At 67.0% G+C, this 16966-nt stretch carries 13 protein-coding genes and 5 pseudogenes; 12 read left to right on the top strand and 6 right to left on the bottom strand.

Annotated elements, in window-relative coordinates:
* Positions 1-491: 491 nt before the first annotated feature.
* A pseudogene (locus ACFWWR_RS42485) lies at positions 492-943 on the top strand (ATP-binding protein); the annotation flags it as partial.
* Between the two features lie 234 nt (positions 944-1177).
* Here the strand turns inward: ACFWWR_RS42485 and ACFWWR_RS42480 are convergent.
* Entirely contained in the window at positions 1178-2149 is a 972-nt protein-coding gene (locus tag ACFWWR_RS42480) for an alpha/beta fold hydrolase (RefSeq protein WP_384309471.1), read from the bottom strand.
* A 565-nt stretch (positions 2150-2714) separates the two neighbouring features.
* On the opposite strand from ACFWWR_RS42480, the gene ACFWWR_RS42475 reads away from it, so the two are divergent.
* Positions 2715-2891, top strand: coding sequence for a hypothetical protein (locus ACFWWR_RS42475; RefSeq protein WP_384309469.1), 177 nt, complete (start codon positions 2715-2717; stop codon positions 2889-2891).
* 174 nt (positions 2892-3065) lie between these two features.
* Here the strand turns inward: ACFWWR_RS42475 and ACFWWR_RS42470 are convergent, their stop codons facing one another.
* The gene (locus ACFWWR_RS42470; protein ID WP_384309466.1) at positions 3066-3398 is read right to left on the bottom strand and encodes a hypothetical protein; all 333 of its coding nucleotides are present in this window, start codon (positions 3396-3398) and stop codon (positions 3066-3068) included.
* A gap of 332 nt (positions 3399-3730) precedes the next feature.
* On the opposite strand from ACFWWR_RS42470, the gene ACFWWR_RS42465 reads away from it, so the two are divergent.
* Positions 3731-4168: a hypothetical protein gene (locus ACFWWR_RS42465; RefSeq protein WP_384309463.1), complete on the top strand. Its 438-nt coding sequence runs from the start codon at positions 3731-3733 to the stop codon at positions 4166-4168.
* Between the two features lie 182 nt (positions 4169-4350).
* Here the strand turns inward: ACFWWR_RS42465 and ACFWWR_RS42460 are convergent.
* Together ACFWWR_RS42460 and ACFWWR_RS42455 are read right to left on the bottom strand one after the other, a co-directional pair.
* Positions 4351-4652 (bottom strand): annotated as a pseudogene (locus tag ACFWWR_RS42460) (transposase); the annotation flags it as partial.
* 5 nt (positions 4653-4657) lie between these two features.
* Positions 4658-5929: pseudogene (locus tag ACFWWR_RS42455) on the bottom strand (ISAzo13 family transposase); the annotation flags it as partial.
* Positions 5930-6155: 226 nt separating this feature from the next.
* On the opposite strand from ACFWWR_RS42455, the gene ACFWWR_RS42450 reads away from it, so the two are divergent.
* Positions 6156-6875, top strand: a complete 720-nt coding sequence (locus ACFWWR_RS42450) for a hypothetical protein (protein WP_384309512.1) — start codon at positions 6156-6158, stop codon at positions 6873-6875.
* Positions 6758-7123, top strand: coding sequence for a hypothetical protein (locus ACFWWR_RS42445; RefSeq protein WP_384309460.1), 366 nt, complete (start codon positions 6758-6760; stop codon positions 7121-7123). Before ACFWWR_RS42450 ends, ACFWWR_RS42445 begins: the two co-directional genes overlap by 118 nt.
* A 176-nt stretch (positions 7124-7299) precedes the next feature.
* Here ACFWWR_RS42445 and ACFWWR_RS42440 read toward each other — a convergent pair whose 3' ends face one another.
* Both ACFWWR_RS42440 and ACFWWR_RS42435 read right to left on the bottom strand, forming a co-directional pair.
* Complete coding sequence (locus ACFWWR_RS42440) at positions 7300-8049, bottom strand: SDR family oxidoreductase (RefSeq protein ID WP_384309458.1); 750 nt, start codon at positions 8047-8049, stop codon at positions 7300-7302.
* Between the two features lie 231 nt (positions 8050-8280).
* Complete coding sequence (locus ACFWWR_RS42435; protein ID WP_384309455.1) at positions 8281-9108, bottom strand: alpha/beta hydrolase; 828 nt, start codon at positions 9106-9108, stop codon at positions 8281-8283.
* Between the two features lie 660 nt (positions 9109-9768).
* Between ACFWWR_RS42435 and ACFWWR_RS42430 the strand changes: the two genes are divergently transcribed.
* The 7 genes and pseudogenes from ACFWWR_RS42430 (at position 9769) to ACFWWR_RS42400 (ending at position 16435) form a co-directional block, all read left to right on the top strand.
* Positions 9769-10743, top strand: a complete 975-nt coding sequence (locus ACFWWR_RS42430) for an alpha/beta hydrolase (RefSeq protein WP_384309452.1) — start codon at positions 9769-9771, stop codon at positions 10741-10743.
* 83 nt (positions 10744-10826) lie between these two features.
* Positions 10827-11021 (top strand): annotated as a pseudogene (locus ACFWWR_RS42425) (hypothetical protein); the annotation flags it as partial.
* 83 nt (positions 11022-11104) lie between these two features.
* Positions 11105-11725: a hypothetical protein gene (locus ACFWWR_RS42420; protein ID WP_384309450.1), complete on the top strand. Its 621-nt coding sequence runs from the start codon at positions 11105-11107 to the stop codon at positions 11723-11725.
* A gap of 76 nt (positions 11726-11801) precedes the next feature.
* Positions 11802-12166: pseudogene (locus ACFWWR_RS42415) on the top strand (MerR family transcriptional regulator).
* A gap of 276 nt (positions 12167-12442) precedes the next feature.
* Entirely contained in the window at positions 12443-13273 is an 831-nt protein-coding gene (locus ACFWWR_RS42410) for an enoyl-CoA hydratase/isomerase family protein (protein ID WP_384309448.1), read from the top strand.
* Between the two features lie 676 nt (positions 13274-13949).
* Positions 13950-14942 (top strand): Gfo/Idh/MocA family protein, encoded by a 993-nt coding sequence (locus ACFWWR_RS42405; protein ID WP_384309446.1) that lies wholly within the window; start codon positions 13950-13952, stop codon positions 14940-14942.
* A gap of 530 nt (positions 14943-15472) precedes the next feature.
* Positions 15473-16435 carry an ADP-ribosylglycohydrolase family protein gene (locus tag ACFWWR_RS42400; RefSeq protein ID WP_384309443.1) on the top strand — a complete coding sequence of 321 codons (963 nt, stop codon included), beginning with the start codon at positions 15473-15475 and terminating at the stop codon, positions 16433-16435.
* Positions 16436-16966 lie beyond the last annotated feature (531 nt).

The raw sequence follows: 16966 nt of genomic DNA, 5'->3' as shown, positions 1-16966 counted from the left end.
GCTCCTTGATCGCGCGAGAAGGTAGGCGTTCCGGCCCGGCGGGTCCAGTTCAGTGCCGCGCTGACGCTGATCCCAAGGGTCTCGAGACGCTGGAAGGTCGCTGGCCAGGGCGAGTAGGGCGGTGTTGCGGGCGGGGATCATAGGCAGGCCGTGCTGGCGCAGCCACCCTTCCGGGACCGGGGTGATGCTGCTGTTCCGGTAACTGGTGTTGGCACAGGCCGTGCGCTTCGTCCCCAAAGAGATCCCGGAGGGCCCGACTGGCGACTCCTGCCTCACCTTCACGCCGACGGGGCCGCCGTCTGAGCACCTACCATCGATGGATCTCTCTGGCAAGCGGCAGCCTTCAGTTACGGGGCGTTCCCGGTCTGAGACCAGGTCGTCGACCGTATTACAGTAAATGCGGGCGGCTGTGCCGAACACCATGCCGCAGGCATGTACGACGAGATGGCGGGTAGTGGCGCACTCGTGAACCGGGAATGAGGGCGACGCCAGTGGGATCCCACGCCGACGGTGACGGCCGTAGTGGACCGGATGAGCACCTGATACGCGCCGGCTACGCCCTCGGTGGTGACGACGGCTGCATCGCCGATGCCCGCCAGCACGCCTTCGCTTTCCTCGACCCAGGCTCAAGCCGACTATCCCCTGTCGGTGCCCGCCCGTACGAGGGACCTGACCCAGTTGGTGGTCAGCGAGTTGGTCACCAACGCCTGCAAATACGCCCCCGGCCCGGTCCTGGTGGAACTGCGCATCAACACCCGCGCCGTGGACGTCCTCGTGTGGGACGGCGCCCCCACCGTTCCCGTGGCCCGGGCCGCCGATCCGACCGGATCGGTTAGCACGGCCTGGAGATCGTCAAGGCCGTCGCCGAGGCACCCTCTTCATCGAGCAGCAGCCGGTCGGCAAACGCATCACAGCCCGCATCACCCTGCTCGACACCCCAGCGGCGACGTCGAAGGTGACCTGCTGCCCTCGGTCAGCGTTTGCTGCGTCCAATCGGCGTCGTGGCCACACCCCATGCCCCGAGATGGCGGTGACGTCACGTATGTGACGGCCCCGGCGGGGGCTGTGGCCGGTGGGCCGGATGTCGAGCTGGGCGCGGGGCCGATGCGGGTGGGCGTCGGAGACCGCCTCGGGGTCGAGTCCGCTGCGCGGCAAGCACGCTGAGGAAGCGTCTGCGTCAGGCGTGGCGCGACCGGACGACCAGGGACGCGCCCCCGGCGATCGCCAGAACCGCCACGCCCCCGAGGACTATGCTCTGCTCGCCGGTGCCGGTCTGGGCGAGGCTGGGTCGGGAGCCCTGCGCCGCCTGCAGGATCAGGTCGGTGACCTCGCCGGGGTTGGTCTCCAGCACGTCGTGCGGGGCGTCGACCTCGACGGTGGTCGAGCCGGCCCGCTTGGCCATGAAGCGCAGGTTGTCGGCACCGATCGTGCGGTCGTCGGTGGCAACCAGGTACCACGAGGGAATCGATTTCCACGCTACGGCCTTGGTCGGTTCGCTCCCGGTGACGGCGGCCGCCGGTCGCTGTGAGGCGGCCAGTACAGCGGCCCGGCGCCCGTCCACGCGGTGGCTCAGGAAGACGTCGCTGAACTTCTCCGGTTCGATGTAGAGATCGACATCGTTGGGACCGCCGTTGAGCGGAACGGCGTTGAGAGCGGTGGGAACGGGTGCCTGGGGGTCGTCCGTCAATCGGCTGCCAGGGAACATGGCCGTCAGTTTCAGGGTGTTCTCGCCCTTGTCCGGCGCGAATCCGGCGATGTAGACGAGGGACTTGACGTTCGGGTTGCCGGCTGCCGCGTTGGTGATGACAGCGCCGCCGTAGGAGTGAGCGGCGAGGACGATGGGACCCTTGATCGTCTTGAGTAGCGCGGCAAGGTAGTCGGAGTCGCCGGAGAGGCTGCGAAGCGGGTTGGCGGTGGCGATCACCGGATACCCCCGGGCCTGCAGGCTCTGGATGACCTTGCTCCAGCCCGAGGCGTCCGCGAAGGCACCGTGCACCAGCACGACGGTCGGCTTGGCGTTCTCGCCAGGCTTGGCGCTGTCGGCGCTCTCGGACGCCATGGACGGGGCGGCGACCATCAGGGTGACGGCGGGGAGGAGGGCGGCCAAGGGGAGTGCCCGCCTGGCGGTGGCGGGCCGTATGTGCTTCATATCCACTCTTTCTCTGGGGAGATGACTGCTGACGACACTGCCTTCACCGCACCCGTGCGGCGCGAGGTGATGGTCTGGCCGAGTGAAGATCGCGTCAGCGGGTGAGAACGGCCCATGACGCACGTCCGGAGCAGTGTCCGTGGCGCGCGGGAGCCGTCGCGCGACGGCGGGGCAGGCGCCGCGGGCCGCATGCCGGAGACGCGTGCGCGGGCCCACGGGGCCGCGAAGACAGGGCTTGCGCTCCGAGAATCTCAAGCGTCTGCTCGCGGGAGCCCGTGCCCAGGATATTCGCGTTTTCTTTGCTCTCGCGTCGTACACGGAAGACGACCAATTACGTGAAAGTGCCCCGCTGGCATCGACCACGTGATGTTCGACGACCGGATGCCAGGAGGGCAGCTGGGCGCCGAGTTCCACCCCGATCCCTCCCCCCATCGAGGGCGAAATCGTCATTGCCCCGCATAAGACATCGACGTCCTGGCCACGACAGACCTGGAGATTCAACTGAGTACATCGCCATCGCGGGCATGATTGGCGCGATGCGCTGGAGCCCGCCGCCCGCAGTCGCATGGAACACGGTTACCCCATCACCACGTTCACCGACGCCGCCTCGGACGCCGGACCAGAGGCGAACGACGCGATGGTCAAGCGCTACCCAGTCTTCTCCCACGCCACTTATGCGTCGAAGGCACCCCCGCGGCCCTACGCGCACATGGCCGAACAGCGCTGCCCTTATGGCATGTAGATGCGAAGTCGTCGGCTGCTGAGGCATCACGCTTCATAGCGCACGCAAGGGCAGGGACTCCAGCCACCGGCTGGGTCCGACCCTGCTGGACCAGCGCCCGGATGCCGGCGCCTGCATCAGTTTCGAATGTTGTCGGCGACTGGGGGCAGTGGTGGCACTGTTGGATACCTGCGCCTACCAAGCTGCCACTGCTGAGATGATCGTGCGGCGGACAGCCCCGACCGATCCGGTGTGGTGTGCGACAAGAAGGACAATCCTGTCCGGATCCCGCCCCTCGACAATCACAAAAGCGTCGCGAGTAATGGTTCTCGTATACGACTTCAGTTGCTTCAAGCGACATTCTATAGACAGTAATTTATCTTTTGGATCAGTCATCCATGCAGCCGCATGCAAGCCGACATAGCTTGTCACGTGTTCGGCTTTTTCGGCATGTAAATGAATCTGCGAACCGTCTGCAGAGGCGAGAAGCGCCAAGTTGTTCTCACGCAAAGCCACTTCGAGGTCCAAGATGTACTTGTAGAAGTTCAATGGATCGATCCAGATCCGATACCCGAATTATCAGTGACGATATCTTCATGACAGTTCCCTGTCTTACTGAACTTCAAGTGTATGCGCTGGGACCGACGCCCTCGAATCGGAGCGTGGCGCCAGGCAAGACCCGGCGATGTGCGGAAAGATCCGGCCCCGGGGGCCGCGGGGCATGCGGCGACCCGGTGTTGTCAGGTCTTCACCGGCTGCACCGAACCCGAAGAACGCACATCAGGCAGTGGAGCTGTGCGTTTGACTTGCTTCGGTGCGATGGGAAGGTGGTATGCGGGGCAAGTGGTTGGGAGGCTCGCATGACATCCGCTTCCGCATGGCGATCCGCAGCGCGGCAGCTGCCGCTCAGGCTTACTGTCGGCGCGTTCTTCCTGAATTCCGGGCTGTCCAAACGCGGCGTGGATCAGGCCACCGCTGAGGGACTGCAGCAGTTCGCCACCACCGCATATCCCTTCCTGGGCAAGCTCGACGCCCAGCGGTTCACCCGGTCACTCTCTGCAGGGGAGATGGCTGTTGCCACCGCGTTGCTCCTCCCTGTGGTCCCTGCCGCAATTGCCGGGGCTGCGCTGACCGCGTTCTCTGTCGGCTCGCTCGGGCTGTACCTGCGCGTGCCGGGCATGCGCAAGGATGGCAGCCTGCGCCCCACTGAGCAGGGAATCCCGCTGGCCAAGGATGTCTGGATGCTGGGTATCGGCATCTCTCTCATTGTCGAAGGTGCCATCGGGCACCGTCGGTGATGCTACGGATATCTTGCGGCCCTGCATGTGGGTATGGGCAAGAGGCCGGGCACGCAGTGCGACAGGCGTCTTTGGTGAGACAGGCGTGAGCCGTACTCCGCCCAAGCCGTCATCCATGGAGCTTTCCGTCAGTTGGGGTGCCGTTTACGGCCAAAGCGCGGCACCTGCTGAGACTTCGGGACGGCGAGCACGTAGCCGACGGCGGTTTCTTCCAGCATCCGGCGAAAGCGCCATTCCTGGCCGTAGGCGGCATCCGCGGTCACCCAGGCGATCGGCAGCGGCGAGGCGAGTGCGCACAGCACCGTGGCCCTGGCCAGCTGTGGTTTGGTGGCGAAGTTCTCATCGGGAATCTTGGCGGCGCGAACAGCGTTCGCGGTCGTCCGTCCAGGACTTGGGCAGATACCAGCTCGCGGTCCACCAGGGCGCGTCCGCGGGTGGTGGCGTGGGCGGCGAAGACGCCGATCTGGCAGTTCTCGGTGCGGCCGGGGGCCGTATTTCAATAACTGTCAGCGACGGGTTTCCGCGGGGGTTGTTCGGGCGTGTAGCTGTTCCAATGTGCGGGCGGGCGATCCTGGTATCGGCGTGACGAGGATCCGGTGCAGGCCCAGGAGCCGTTTTGCGTCCTGGTACTGGATGGACAGGTTGGTGTGGTTGACGCCCAGTAGTTGGGCCAGGAACGTCATGGTCACCGCTCTGCGGCGGCGGAGGATTGCTGCCAGGAGCCGGTGGGTGTGGTCCACGCTGCTGGTCTGTGGGTGGCGGTAGCTGCGCGGGCGGTGGAAGCGTCGCTGGAATGCTGCCTCGGCCAAGGCGTCCCAGAAAGGCTCCGAGACCGCCACCAAATACTCGAAGGCGCTTCGTGACATGCCGGTCAGGGCCGGATCGGTAAGCACCGCGGTCAGGGCCGGGTCGGTCCGGTGTGTCGTGGCCGGCGCGTCTGGCGCTCGCGGTGGAACGGGAGACAGTGTGTAGTTCCAGTCACCGTGGAAGGTGTGGGGTGTGATCGGAAGGGCGTGGAATTCGGCGGGTGTGACGCTGATGCCGAGGTCGTAGCTGCCTGTGTCCAGTTCGGCGCCGATGCTCAGGCCGGTCTTGGTTGTTGTGGCGGCGATGGTCTCGAGGACGACCTGGTAGCTGGTCTGCGGCCGTCCCCGCCAGTTCGCGGTGATGTGACAGAACATCCGGTGCTCTATCTTGTTCCACTTCGAAGTCCCCGGCGGTAGGTGACAGACCGTGATCTCCAGGCCGCTCTCTCGTGCGAAGGTGCCAAGGTTGCTTTTCCAGGTCCAGCGGCCGGGGGTCGTTGGAGCCGCCGGAGTCGGCGGTGATCAGGAGTCTGCCGGCATTCGGGTGGTCCGCCCGTCCGCGGTGCTGCCACCAGCGTCGGATGGACTCCACCGCGAACTGGGCGGTGTCGTGGTCGGTGCCGACGTTGACCCAGCTGTTGTTGGCAATGTCGTAGATCCCGTAGGGGATCGCCATCGGCTGGTCGTTGGTGGTGAACGTGTGGCAGTCCACCTTGATCGCGTTCTTGCCCGGCCGCCAGGTGCGACCGGGCCGGTCCCGGTTGCCGAGCCATTCCTTGGCCTTGATGTCGACGCTGATCACTGGCTGGGCATCGTTGAGGAACGCGGCGGCGGTGGCATTCAGGTGGGTGAACTGGGCATCGCGGTCCGGATGGCTGATGCCCTCTGTTGTCTTCGCGGTTTCCTGCAGGCTGTAGCCCAGGGTGTGCAGCAGGTGTCCGACGGTTGAAGCGCTGGACCTACCACCGGCGCCGACGGCAACGACGCCTGGGCCGATTGACCCCCGCCGAGTACGAGACCATCATGACCCCACCCGCAGCTCTGGCTGCATAAACCCCGCTGTCACCCGATCATGCAGCAGTCCCGAACGTGAAGAGATCGCCTTGATGACAGCCCAGGGCGCTGGGGTCCGTGCCCGCCGTCCTGGCGGACTGATCGCGCTCGCTACTCAGTACGGGCACATGCGCACCATCCTGGATGTCCGCACCTCCAGCGGCTACGGCTCCCGCAGCCGCAGCGGCATCCACGGCGAGCTCGACATCGAGACCGCTCTCGCCGCAGCCGACACCGCCGCCCGTCTGCGCGACCGCCTCGCCGCCGGGGAGAAGGTCTCCGGCCCCGGCGCCCGACGGGCCCTCACTGCTGCTGCCCAGACCCCGCGCTTCGAGAGACGCATCGTCTCTGGGACGTTCGCGAGGAAGGCAGCCAAGTTCCTCGCCCGGGACGGCGTGGTGCTCTATGACAACCCCGACGCGTTCTTGATCTGCGCGTTCAAACACGACACCGCCCTCTGCGAACCCGAGCCCGGCGCTACGGCCCCGCGGCAGTACGACTGCCGGCCCGGCTGCGGAAACGCCCTCCGCACCGACGCCCATGCCCGTCTCCTGCGCGAACGTGCCGACGAGCTCGCCTCCCACTCTCCCGGCCCAGTCAGCAAACGCCTGCACGCCAATGCAAGCCGGCTGCGCGCGACGGCCGACACGCACGACGCCACCGCCCATCCCGCCGAGGCCCTGACAGGAACGAGCAGCACCAGGACGAGCGCGCCCGGATCCGCGAGGCTATGGACCGGCTCCTGGCCGGAAGGGCCACCACCTCCAACGGCAGCCTCACCGTCGTCGCCCTTGCCGCAGAGGCAGGCGTCCACCGCATGGCCCTCCTCAGACGGCACGTCGACCTGAAAAACGAGTTCTACGAGCGTGTCCGCACCGAAACACGACAGGTCCCAGAATCCGAGAGACGTCTTCGTGAGACCGTCACCAAGCTCAAGGAGACCGTCGCCAACCAGAAAGCCGAGATCAAGGAACTTCGCCAGCTGGTCACCAGGCTCACGCTGGCCAGCGCCGTGCTCACCCAAATCGACGATCAGCAGGCAGCGGGCCCACCTGCCGCCGACAACGTCGTGCCGTTCCGCCGGGAGAATCCTTGAAGGTGGACGTCGTCGACACCCGGACGCGGCCCGGCAGGCCATGACACGGGGCCGCACCGCAGTTTCCATCCGGTGGTGCGGCCCCCACGCGGTTGCGGTGGCGGGCTTCGAGAGCCGCGACGCGCTCCGCTTCCGCCTCGTCGATACGGGGGCCAGGAGGCGTAGGTTGGAGACCTTCAGACCGCCGTCCGGCCCGGCCAGTCGCTGAAGCGGGTCTCGCCAAGAATCGCGTCACTGCCCGGCACCAGAGTTCCCTCGCTCAGTTCGGCTCCGAAGTAGCGGGCGTGGGGGTCCGGGACAACCTCACGCGGGTCGTGGCGGGCGGCTAGAGCTTGCCGGAAGAATTCGTCCATCCGGAACCGCTCGGGCCCGGCGACCTCGACCCTGCCGTTCAGCGGCGACCCGGTCGAGATTCGGCCCACCGCCTGGGCGACGTCGTCGCCCGCGATGGGTTGGAAGAGCGCCGGGGCCAGCCGGACCGTGCCGCCGGCGGTGGCATCGTCGGCGATGCTCGCGACGAACTCGAAGAACTGTGTCGCGTGCACGATCGAGTACGGGATCGAGGATTTCTCGATCAGCTGCTCCTGAGCGACCTTCGCCCGGAAGTAGCCGCTCTCGGGCAATCGCTCGGTCCCCACCACCGACAGTGCGACGTGGTGGGCGACACCGGCTGCGGCTTCGGCGGCGAGCAGATTGCGCGTGGAGGTCTCGAAGAACCTCATCACCGCGCTGTCCTCGAAGGACGGCGAGTTCGATACATCGATCACCACGGACGTGCCGGCCAGCGCGTCGGTGAGTCCTTCGCCAGTGAGGGTGTTGACCCCTGTCTCCGGTGCTGCCGCCACCGTCTCGTGGCCGTGCTCGGCGAGTTGCGGCACGAGTTTCGAACCGATCAGGCCGGTGCCGCCGATTACGACGATCTTCATGGCAAACCTTCCCGTTCGCCGGGCATCCGGTCGCACACAGTCGCCGCTAAGACCGGGCAACCCTGTGGGGGTGACGGCCCCGGCGAACTTCTTCACGTCGTCCGTTGAGGGAGTGAGTGAGGTATGGGAGATCAACTGCGGGTGGCACAGCCATCCCGTCAGATCGGTGCACGCCAACCGAGTCGCCGGGCCGGCGATAAGGCGCCGTGGGTTGCCGTTGTCGGCGGCTTGTCAGCCCGGCGAGGTTCGGGCGTGGCTGGTCGCCCATTCGAGCGCGTAATCGGCCACCTGTTCCCAGCCGGGCTCGACACCGGTGAAGTGTGAGCGGTCCGGGAATTCGTAGGTCTCGGTCAGCGCCTCGGAGTTGCGGTACTTCTTCGCGTTCGAGCGGATCACCGAGGGCGGCATCAGGTGGTCCTTGCCGCCCATGATGAACAGCAGCGGCGCCCGGTCGTCCAGGTCATAGTCGACCCAGGTCTCCTGGTGGCCCGGCTTCCAGTTGGCTATCAGGCCGTAGGCCCACACCCAGCTGCCGGGCGCCGGGATGTGGAGGCGGTCGTACGCCGCGTCGGACTCCTCCCGGCTGCACGTGTTGGCGAACGCATAGTGGAACTGCTCCCTGGTGAAGCCCACCGCGCGGTGCCGGTTGGCTGGGTTGGCGAGGATCGGGAACAGGGACTTGATCTGGGACGGCGGGTTCACCCGCACACCCTCGGGTGGCGCCGAGTCGATCGTCACGGCGGCGGCGCCCAACCCTCGGTTGACCAGGAGTTGGGTGAAGGTCCCGCCGAAGGAGTGGCCCATGATGATCGGCGGACGGTCCAAGCTCTCGACCACGTCGCTGAGATGGTCGAGGGTTTCGGGGACGGATGCCGCGGCGATGATCTCGGGCTTCTCGCGCAGCGCCTCCACCTCGATCTCGAACCCTGGGTACGTCGGCACGACCACCTCGTAGCCCTTCGCCCGGTAGTACTGCGCCCAGCGATCCCAGCTTCTGGCGGTCATCCAAAGCCCGTGGATCAGCACGATCGGCGGGGCATTGGTCGTCGGCTCGCTCATGGTCCTCCTTCCGATTGCGGGTTGTAACAATCGTCGACCTCGAACAGCGGTCGTACAACCGCAGCGATGAAGTGGCGGCCCACCGGCGCACGCTCTGCACCGCCGCCCCCTCCGGGGGGCCGATCGCTTCCGTGACTTTCTGGCCGTCCGCACATCGGCACGACCGGACGCCCAGTGTCGCGAAGGTCGGTTACGGTGCGAGCCGCTCGGTCCACGGCAGATGAGGGGTGAAACTGAACCGATCCTGGGCCGCACGACGTGGATCTGGACCGTTGTCGCAAACAGTCGCTTCGACAACGAGGCATACCCAGGCTGAGCCCGTGACGGAGGCAGACCCGCTGGAAGGGGCCGCCTGGCGAATGGTGGTCGGAAGACTCGCATCCGATGATCTGCCCGAGATCGCGACCGAGGTGCCTGACCGATCTGGGCCCCACAGCCGGCCCTCCACCTGCTTCGGCCTCGGCTCGGGCAGCAACAGCGCAGTGGTGGTACGGGCCGGGGCGTGCGACTGCACGGATGCGATCATGACTCGGAGGGACGACGCTGTTGCTTGTGGCAATGCTGCGCGGCCTGCCCAGTGGCGGGGCGCATTGACGCTCCGCGGTCAGGCCGTGCAGGAGTCCTCAGCATCTCTCAGCCCCAGACCTCACGGAGCTCGTCATGACCGCTCCCTCTGGCTCCATCGTTCTGGAGTCCGCAGCCCAGCAGTTCGCAGATGCCACGTCCCAGCCGCCGTTCTTGTACGAACTGGGGCCCGAGAAGGCCCGCAGGGTGCTGGACGACCTTCAAGCGGAACCGATCGAGAAGCTCGATGTCGACTCAGAGTGGATCACCGTTCCTGCCGATGTCGGCGATGTACGTGTCCGCATCGTCCGGCCGCGCGGCTCCGCGCCACCCCTCCCCGTGGTTCTCTACATGCACGGCGGTGGATGGATTCTGGGCAACGCCGACACCCATGATCGACTGGTGCGCGAGCTCGCGGACGGGGCGCAGGCTGCGGTCGTGTTCGTCGAGTACACCCGCTCTCCCGAAGCGCACTACCCGGTGGCGATCGAGCAAGGCTACGCCACCGCTCAGTGGATCGTCCGAGAAGGCGCTGCCCATGGCCTCGATCCGGACCGCATGGCGGTGGCGGGCGACTCGGTCGGCGGAAACATGACGGCTGCTCTCGCCCTGATGGCCAAAGAGCGTGGCGTCGTCCGCTTCGTGCATCAGTCCATGTACTACCCGGTCACCGACGCCGAAATGAACACCAAGTCCTACGCCGATCTCGCCACCGGCTACTTCCTCACCGCCCAGGCCATGGAGTGGTTCTGGAACGCCTACGCGCCCGATCGCGCGCAGCGCAGCGAGATCACCGCCTCTCCCCTGAAGGCCAACCTCGATCAGCTCGCCGATCTCCCACCGGCCTTCCTCCTTGTCGACGAGGCAGACGTCCTACGCGACGAGGGCGAGGCATACGCGGCCAAGCTCCGCGCCGCGGGCGTCGACATCACCACCGTCCGTTACGACGGCATCACCCACGACTTCATGATGCTCAACCCACTCAGCGACACCAACGCCACTCGTGCGGCCGTTACCCAGTCCGTCGCAGTGCTGCGCGACGCTCTGAGAAGTGGTGTGGCCTCTCCTTGATCTGAGACGTTCGTGACTCGATCGGTGCTTCGTAGGCCCACGGTCGTTCTCCAGGCGCGCGCAGGGCCCGCTCGCGGCGCCCCCGGAGCTACGCCGAACTGGTGGGCGGGCCGCTGAACGGATTGCTGCTCGACATCACCGGCTGGAGGCCGGAGGAGATCGACGACGGTGTCTCCCTCCTCACGGAACTCGGGCAGTTCGGCCCCGGGGGCCGGGCGCTGTACGACCCACGCCCCGGCGACCCGGCCCGCTGGGACTGGGGCGGCGACAGCCCCTGAATACCTCCGTCACACGACCCAGCACAGAGCGAGAAGTAGCCATCGCGCTGGACTGATGCGGCCACTGTTCGGTGAAGTGCCTCATGGGGTTCCGAGCCTCTGCCAGTTTCGAACGCGTGGATCAAGGATGGGCAGCGGTTATCGCAGGCAGTGTCGGGCTCGTTGGCGCGGTCGTTGGCGCTCTCGTCGGCGGGCTTGCCGCGGTCCGGGGTGCTCGGATCGGCGCGGAGATGAACGCGGCCGCCGTACGGGCACAGGTTCGAGACCAGGCTGCTCTGGAGCTACAGCAGTGGGTCCGCCAGGAGCGGCAGAAGGCGTGTCTGCAGGTGATGGACATGTACGCCGTCTTCAATGTCGAGTCCGTCCGGCGGCGTGAGCAACTGGAAGCGGGCACGGTGCTGGACGAGGCGTCGTTGCGGGCCTACGGGGAAGCCTTGTTCAACCGCCTCACCGCGTGCAGCCACTTGGCGCTCCTGGGGCCTGACTCCGTACAGGTCGCGGGTGGCACCCTGCGGCGCATGACGGAGCGGTTCACGAGCACGCTCAGGTTCGTGAACGAAGAACTGGCCGAACAGCCGACTGAGCAGCGGGCAGATGGACTGCACGCGGAATGGCTGGAGATGCTGGCTGAGGACGGGCAGGAGATGAAGCTCGCCTACCTCGAGTTCATGCGCGTCAGCCAGGCCGCTCTGCTGCCAGGCTGATCGTCGCACGGGACCGGGCAGCTACTCGGTCGGGTGAAGACACCGGACCCCGGAGGCCGGAAGTGAGGATGGTCATATGCGCATCGGGGAGCTGGAGAAGCTGACGGACACGCCGGCGCGGTCACTGCGGTACTACGAGGCGCAAGGACTGATCGTTCCGCAGCGGCTGCCCAACGGATACCGCGACACGACGACCACCTGGTCGACCGGGTGATCCAGATCCGCGGACTGATCGACAGCGGAATCCCCACCCGGATCATCAAGCAGATCCTGCCGTGCCTCGACAAACCCCGCGAGATCGTGGTCGAAGACGCCGACCCGGAACTGCTGGTACTCCTCGCGCGCGAGCGTGACCGGATGACGGCCCGCATTCACTGCCTCACCCAGAACCGCGACGCCGTCGACGGCTACATGAAGGCCGTCGACGAAGCGACCACGTAACGCAGCACCACCAGCGCCGCGCAGATCCAAGCCGACGGCACACCGCCGAGCATGGGACATCTCGCTCACGCCTGCACGGGCCCGGCACCCCGGCGCAGTACCGGCACCGGTACTGCGCCGGCGTGCCGGGCCAGCCTCTCTGCGGGATGGGCGGCCTCCCGTTTGACCTTGACACTGGTGTCAATGTTTGACCCTGGGGTGACGCACGTACGACACGACCTCGCGGCGGCATCACAGGTGTCCAGCCGCGATGGTCCTCTGAACGGAGTACACATCATGGCCGTCACCAGCCGTCTCAACGTTATCCGCCAGTCGCCCGCCTACTGGCGGATCGTCATCGACAATCCCCCGTTCAACCTCTTCGACCCGGAGATGTTCGCGGAACTGAACGTCCTGATGGACGAGATCGAGAACGACTCCGATCTCAAGATCGTCGTTTTCGAGAGCGGTGACGAGGACTTCTTCGTCAATCACCACGATGTTGCGCGCGGTCATGGGGCGGCCGACCAGCCGGGCGGTGCGTCGTTCGACCACTGGCCGACCTTCGTGACCCGACTCGCACAGTCTTCCGTGATCAGCGTGGCAAAGATGCGCGGCCGCGCCCGGGCGCAAGGGTTCGAATTCTCCCTTGCCATGGACATGCGCTTCGCATCGAGGGAGCGGGCGGTGTTCTCCTTGATTGAGGTCGCCGGCTCCTCTATCCCGGGCGGCGGCGGCGTCGAATGGCTCGCCGCCCTGATAGGACGCTCGCGAACCCTCGAGGTCGTCCTGGGCGCGGACGACTTCGACGCGGACATCGCCGAACGCTATGGCTGGGTCAACCGATCCGTTCCCGACGGTGAACTCGACGCGTTCGTCGACGCCTTCGCCGAGCGCGTGAGCCGTTTTGAGAAGCGGGCGCTGGAGACCGGCAAGAAGCTGGTCAACGCGCGCGCCGGCGTCCCCTCGGAAGGGGATCTCTGGGTGTCGAACCATGTGCTCGCCGGGGTAGACGCATGGCCCGAAGCGCAGGCGATGATGCCGAGGCTGAACGCCGCAGGCTTCAGCACGGACAAGGAGTTCGAGTTGAACATGGCCGAGCGCCTTGGCAACCTTCCCTCCGAATGACCGGCATCTGGGCGACCGGGCGGAGTGTGCGGCAGTCCTGCCACCGGCGGTGCGTTGGCTGCGGGGCCGGGGTGGCCAAAACCGGACAGTGTGCGCTTCGCCCACCGCCTGGGGGTCGTGACGACCAAGCTCGATGACCCTTTCTCGACGCTGACGCAGCGTCGCGGCTTCCGTGAGCATCTCGCTGGGCTGCTCCTGCCGAGGCACACCGGCACCCCGCCGGGGTGCTGGACTAGCTGCTCTGCGGGATGGGCGATCCCATGGCTGGTCTACGCCTTTGCCGCGATCTGGGGACTGGCCTCCGGCGGTGCGGGGGGCCGCTGCTCCAGACTGCCGCCGAGGCACCAGGGGCGGGACGAAGCCGTCGACGTCGTCCAGTCCCTGGTCGTGACGGAACACCGGCATCGCCGCAGGCGCCATGCTGGGCGGCATTCTCCTCAGCGGGACCGGTTCGCCGTCCCTGGCCTGGCGGCCCTCGTCATCCTTCTCCTCGCCCTCGCCCTCGCCGTGGCCGTCGCCGCACGCCAGCACGGCTTCCCCGACGCCGCCAGGAGCCGCGACGCGTGGCCGGGTGAGCCGCCACCGGGCCACGAGAGGAACGTCGCCCGGGAACACGCAGACCATCAGGTAGCACAGGGCTGGAGAGCCAAGCCCGCACAACGTGAAGGAGCAGAGCATGAGCAAGCAGGCAATCAGGGTCGGGATCATCGGGGCCGGTGGCTGGGCCAGTTATGGGCACATCCCGGCGTTGCGGACCCTCCCGGAGTTCGAGCTGGTCGCCGTGTCGGCGCGCCGGAAGGAGTCGGCGCAGAACGCGGCCGAGAAGTTCGGCATCCCCCGCGCCTACGATGACGCCCACGAACTGATCAAGGACCCCGACGTCGACCTCGTGGCGGTACTGACACCGACTTCACAGCGCGTGCCGCTCGTGAAGGCCGCCATCGAGGCCGGCAAGGACGTCTACAGCGAGTGGCCGCTCACCACCCGTACGTCGGACTCCGAGGAACTGCTGGCCCTGGCCGAAGCGAAGGGTGTCCGTCACGTCGTCGGCCTCCAGCGCCGCCAGGGGCCCGCCGCCCGCTACGCACGGGACCTCGTGGCCCGCGGCTACGTGGGGGACGTGCGTGCCGCCCGCATCTCGGTCGGCGTGGACGCGTTCCCGCCCGTCATGCCGGAGAAGGTCGCCTGGACCTTCTACGTCAACGCCTTCACCCACATGCTCTCCATCTACGGCGGCCACTTCCTCGACGTGCTCTTCCAGATCGCCGGACCCCCCAAGGACCTCACCGCACTCATCGAGACCCAGTTCCCCGAACTCACCGTCGAGGAGACCGGCGAGACCGTCCCCTCCGCCAAGCCCGACGAGGTCATGGCCATCGGCACCCTCGAGAACGGCGGCCTGTTCTCCGTCCAGCTGGAGGGTGCTCAGAAGTTCCCGACGGGCCTACAGATCGATATCACCGGCACCGAGGGCGTTCTGCGGCTCACCAATGACCGCGCCTTCGAGAACACCGAGGACAACACCATCCACGGGAAGCGACCACCTTCGCGGACGCCGTACGGCAGCACCACCTCATCGACCAGATCCAGCAGTCGTCAGAGAAGCACTCAGCGTAAAGACGGCAGCACGCCTGGAGTACGAAGCGCTCGCCGCGCCCCGGCCCCGTGACACCAAGGCCCTGAGCCGCCGCCTGCTGCTCCTGGCCGTACGCCTGCGGTGGCACCCGCACTGGAAGTGCGTCGCCTCGGTGCCGACCGCGCGTACCGAGCTGCGGCGACTGACCCGCACCCGGCGAGCAGCACAGGCTGCATGAGGAACGTCCCGCGTGTACTCGGCTGCCCGGAACCGCGTCAGGTTGCGCTGGGTGTTGCGACAAGTGTTGCGCCGGGTGTTGCGCTAGGTGATACGGGACTTGCAGACCCCTCTTCGTATCCGTCGATGCGGGCCGGGTAACGCTGCGCTCCAGGCGCGGCACCGAGATGCTTCCGGCGTTTCCGGAGATTGGGGCCGGGGCCGCGCAGCTGCCGGACGCGACCGCGCTGGACGGGGTTATGTGACCTGTACGGATGTCTCAGACCCAGGGTTTCTCAGGCAGCGCACCTCCGTAGACGAGACGCGTTCGCCGCCGATGGTTCGGGGAGCCGAAGAAGGAAATAGGGCCGCGTGGCCGTCGGCGCGGCCACCGATAACCTGCGCGAATGAAGCGGATTCAGCGGGCCGCCGGCGTAATCGTCGGCTCAGCCGTGGGTGACGCCCTGGGCGGCCCCTTCGAGTTCGGTCCCCAGGGAGCGTTCTCCGCGCGGTTTCCCGCGCCCGGTGCCGGTGGCGAGATGTGCGGAGGCGGCGGATGGGACCCCGGCGAGGCCACCGACGACACGCAGATGGCCGTCCTGGTCGCGGAATCGCTGCTGGAGCAGGGCGGACTGGATCTGCCGGACATCTTCGCCCGCTTCCAGCGGTGGGCAGCATCAGAACCAAAGGACATCGGCCTACAGACCGAAGACGTCCTGACCAACGGCATGTCCTGGGACCTCGCCGCCGCGATCCACTTCCAGGTCAACCAACGAGCAGCAGGAAACGGCTCCTTGATGCGGGCATCGACCTCCGCGGTCCACTTCGCGGTCGGCGGCCAAGAAGCCACCATGGACGCGGCCCGCCGCATCGCTGCCCTCACCCACGGTGACCGCGCGGCCTGGGAAGGCACCGCGATCTTCCACGAACTCATACGCGTCACGTTCGAGGGCACCGACCCCCTCACCACGCTCCCGGACATTCTGGCTCTTATCCATCCAGACCACCGCGACCGCTACGCCACCGTCCTCGCGCCCGACTGGCACCCCGCTCAGGCGACCGAGTTCAACGGTGCCGTCTGGCCCTGCCTGGGCTCCGCCGTCTGGGCCCTGCGTACCACCACCAGTTTCGAAGAAGCGATACGCGCGGCGATCGACCTTGGCGGTGACACAGACACCGTCGCCGCGGTGACCGGAGGCCTCGCGGGCGCGTACTACGGGCTGGATGCAATCCCCGCCCACTGGACCCAGCCGCTCCATATCCCCCTCCCAGGATTCGACGGACGGGTGCTGCACCTGGCAGATCTGCTCCACCTTGCACACCGCCTCGCATCCACTCAAGCCGACGATCTGCCGACGGACAGGGGCTGATGAGACAGGGGTGGTAGCCCGCATAAACGGCGAGCTGGTCGTATGGGACGCCGAGGGCCGCCTCGCCTTCGAGCAGCTACAGAACCGGCTTCAGCGGCGCGGCGCCGGGGCGGCCCGGGCGGCGGGCGAGTGGCCCGGCCCACTTCCGCGTTCGATCTGCTGCGGCTGTCCGGGACGGACACGACCGGGTGGCCGTACCGGCGGCGCCGGGCCGCATTGGAGTCCGTGTTCGCCGCGCGCCGGCTGTCGGCGCCGTGGGCGCTGTGTCCGTCGGACCAGGGCCCGGAATCCATCCCACTTGGGCTCTGCCGCCCAGCCCGGCCGTAGTTCGGGCACGGGCACGGGAGTGCTCAGCATGGGTTCCGGCGGCGTCCACGTCACACCCGATCCCTTCCACCGTGCGCTTCGGTGCTGTCCTTCTGCTGCCGAGTCCCGCTAAGGGTTCCTTGCAGAATGATCTTCTTGTGGCACGGTGGAGAGGTATGTGATCTCGTGCTGCTTGGGGGTGACCATGGCACGGCGGAAGCCGTG

This window comes from Streptomyces sp. NPDC058678 (genome assembly GCF_042714835.1).
Classification (GTDB): domain Bacteria; phylum Actinomycetota; class Actinomycetes; order Streptomycetales; family Streptomycetaceae; genus Streptomyces.
This window is presented reverse-complemented; position numbering and strand designations above follow the sequence as displayed.

What these genes read in the sequence shown, in the direction of transcription:
- ACFWWR_RS42480 (WP_384309471.1), bottom strand. Translation starts at nt 2,149, where the DNA reads ATGAAGCACATACGGCCCGCCACCGCCAGGCGGGCACTCCCCTTGGCC.
- ACFWWR_RS42475 (WP_384309469.1), top strand. Translation starts at nt 2,715, where the DNA reads ATGGAACACGGTTACCCCATCACCACGTTCACCGACGCCGCCTCGGAC.
- ACFWWR_RS42465 (WP_384309463.1), top strand. Translation starts at nt 3,731, where the DNA reads ATGACATCCGCTTCCGCATGGCGATCCGCAGCGCGGCAGCTGCCGCTC.
- ACFWWR_RS42450 (WP_384309512.1), top strand. Translation starts at nt 6,156, where the DNA reads ATGCGCACCATCCTGGATGTCCGCACCTCCAGCGGCTACGGCTCCCGC.
- ACFWWR_RS42445 (WP_384309460.1), top strand. Translation starts at nt 6,758, where the DNA reads ATGGACCGGCTCCTGGCCGGAAGGGCCACCACCTCCAACGGCAGCCTC.
- ACFWWR_RS42440 (WP_384309458.1), bottom strand. Translation starts at nt 8,049, where the DNA reads ATGAAGATCGTCGTAATCGGCGGCACCGGCCTGATCGGTTCGAAACTC.
- ACFWWR_RS42435 (WP_384309455.1), bottom strand. Translation starts at nt 9,108, where the DNA reads ATGAGCGAGCCGACGACCAATGCCCCGCCGATCGTGCTGATCCACGGG.
- ACFWWR_RS42430 (WP_384309452.1), top strand. Translation starts at nt 9,769, where the DNA reads ATGACCGCTCCCTCTGGCTCCATCGTTCTGGAGTCCGCAGCCCAGCAG.
- ACFWWR_RS42420 (WP_384309450.1), top strand. Translation starts at nt 11,105, where the DNA reads ATGGGGTTCCGAGCCTCTGCCAGTTTCGAACGCGTGGATCAAGGATGG.
- ACFWWR_RS42410 (WP_384309448.1), top strand. Translation starts at nt 12,443, where the DNA reads ATGGCCGTCACCAGCCGTCTCAACGTTATCCGCCAGTCGCCCGCCTAC.
- ACFWWR_RS42405 (WP_384309446.1), top strand. Translation starts at nt 13,950, where the DNA reads ATGAGCAAGCAGGCAATCAGGGTCGGGATCATCGGGGCCGGTGGCTGG.
- ACFWWR_RS42400 (WP_384309443.1), top strand. Translation starts at nt 15,473, where the DNA reads ATGAAGCGGATTCAGCGGGCCGCCGGCGTAATCGTCGGCTCAGCCGTG.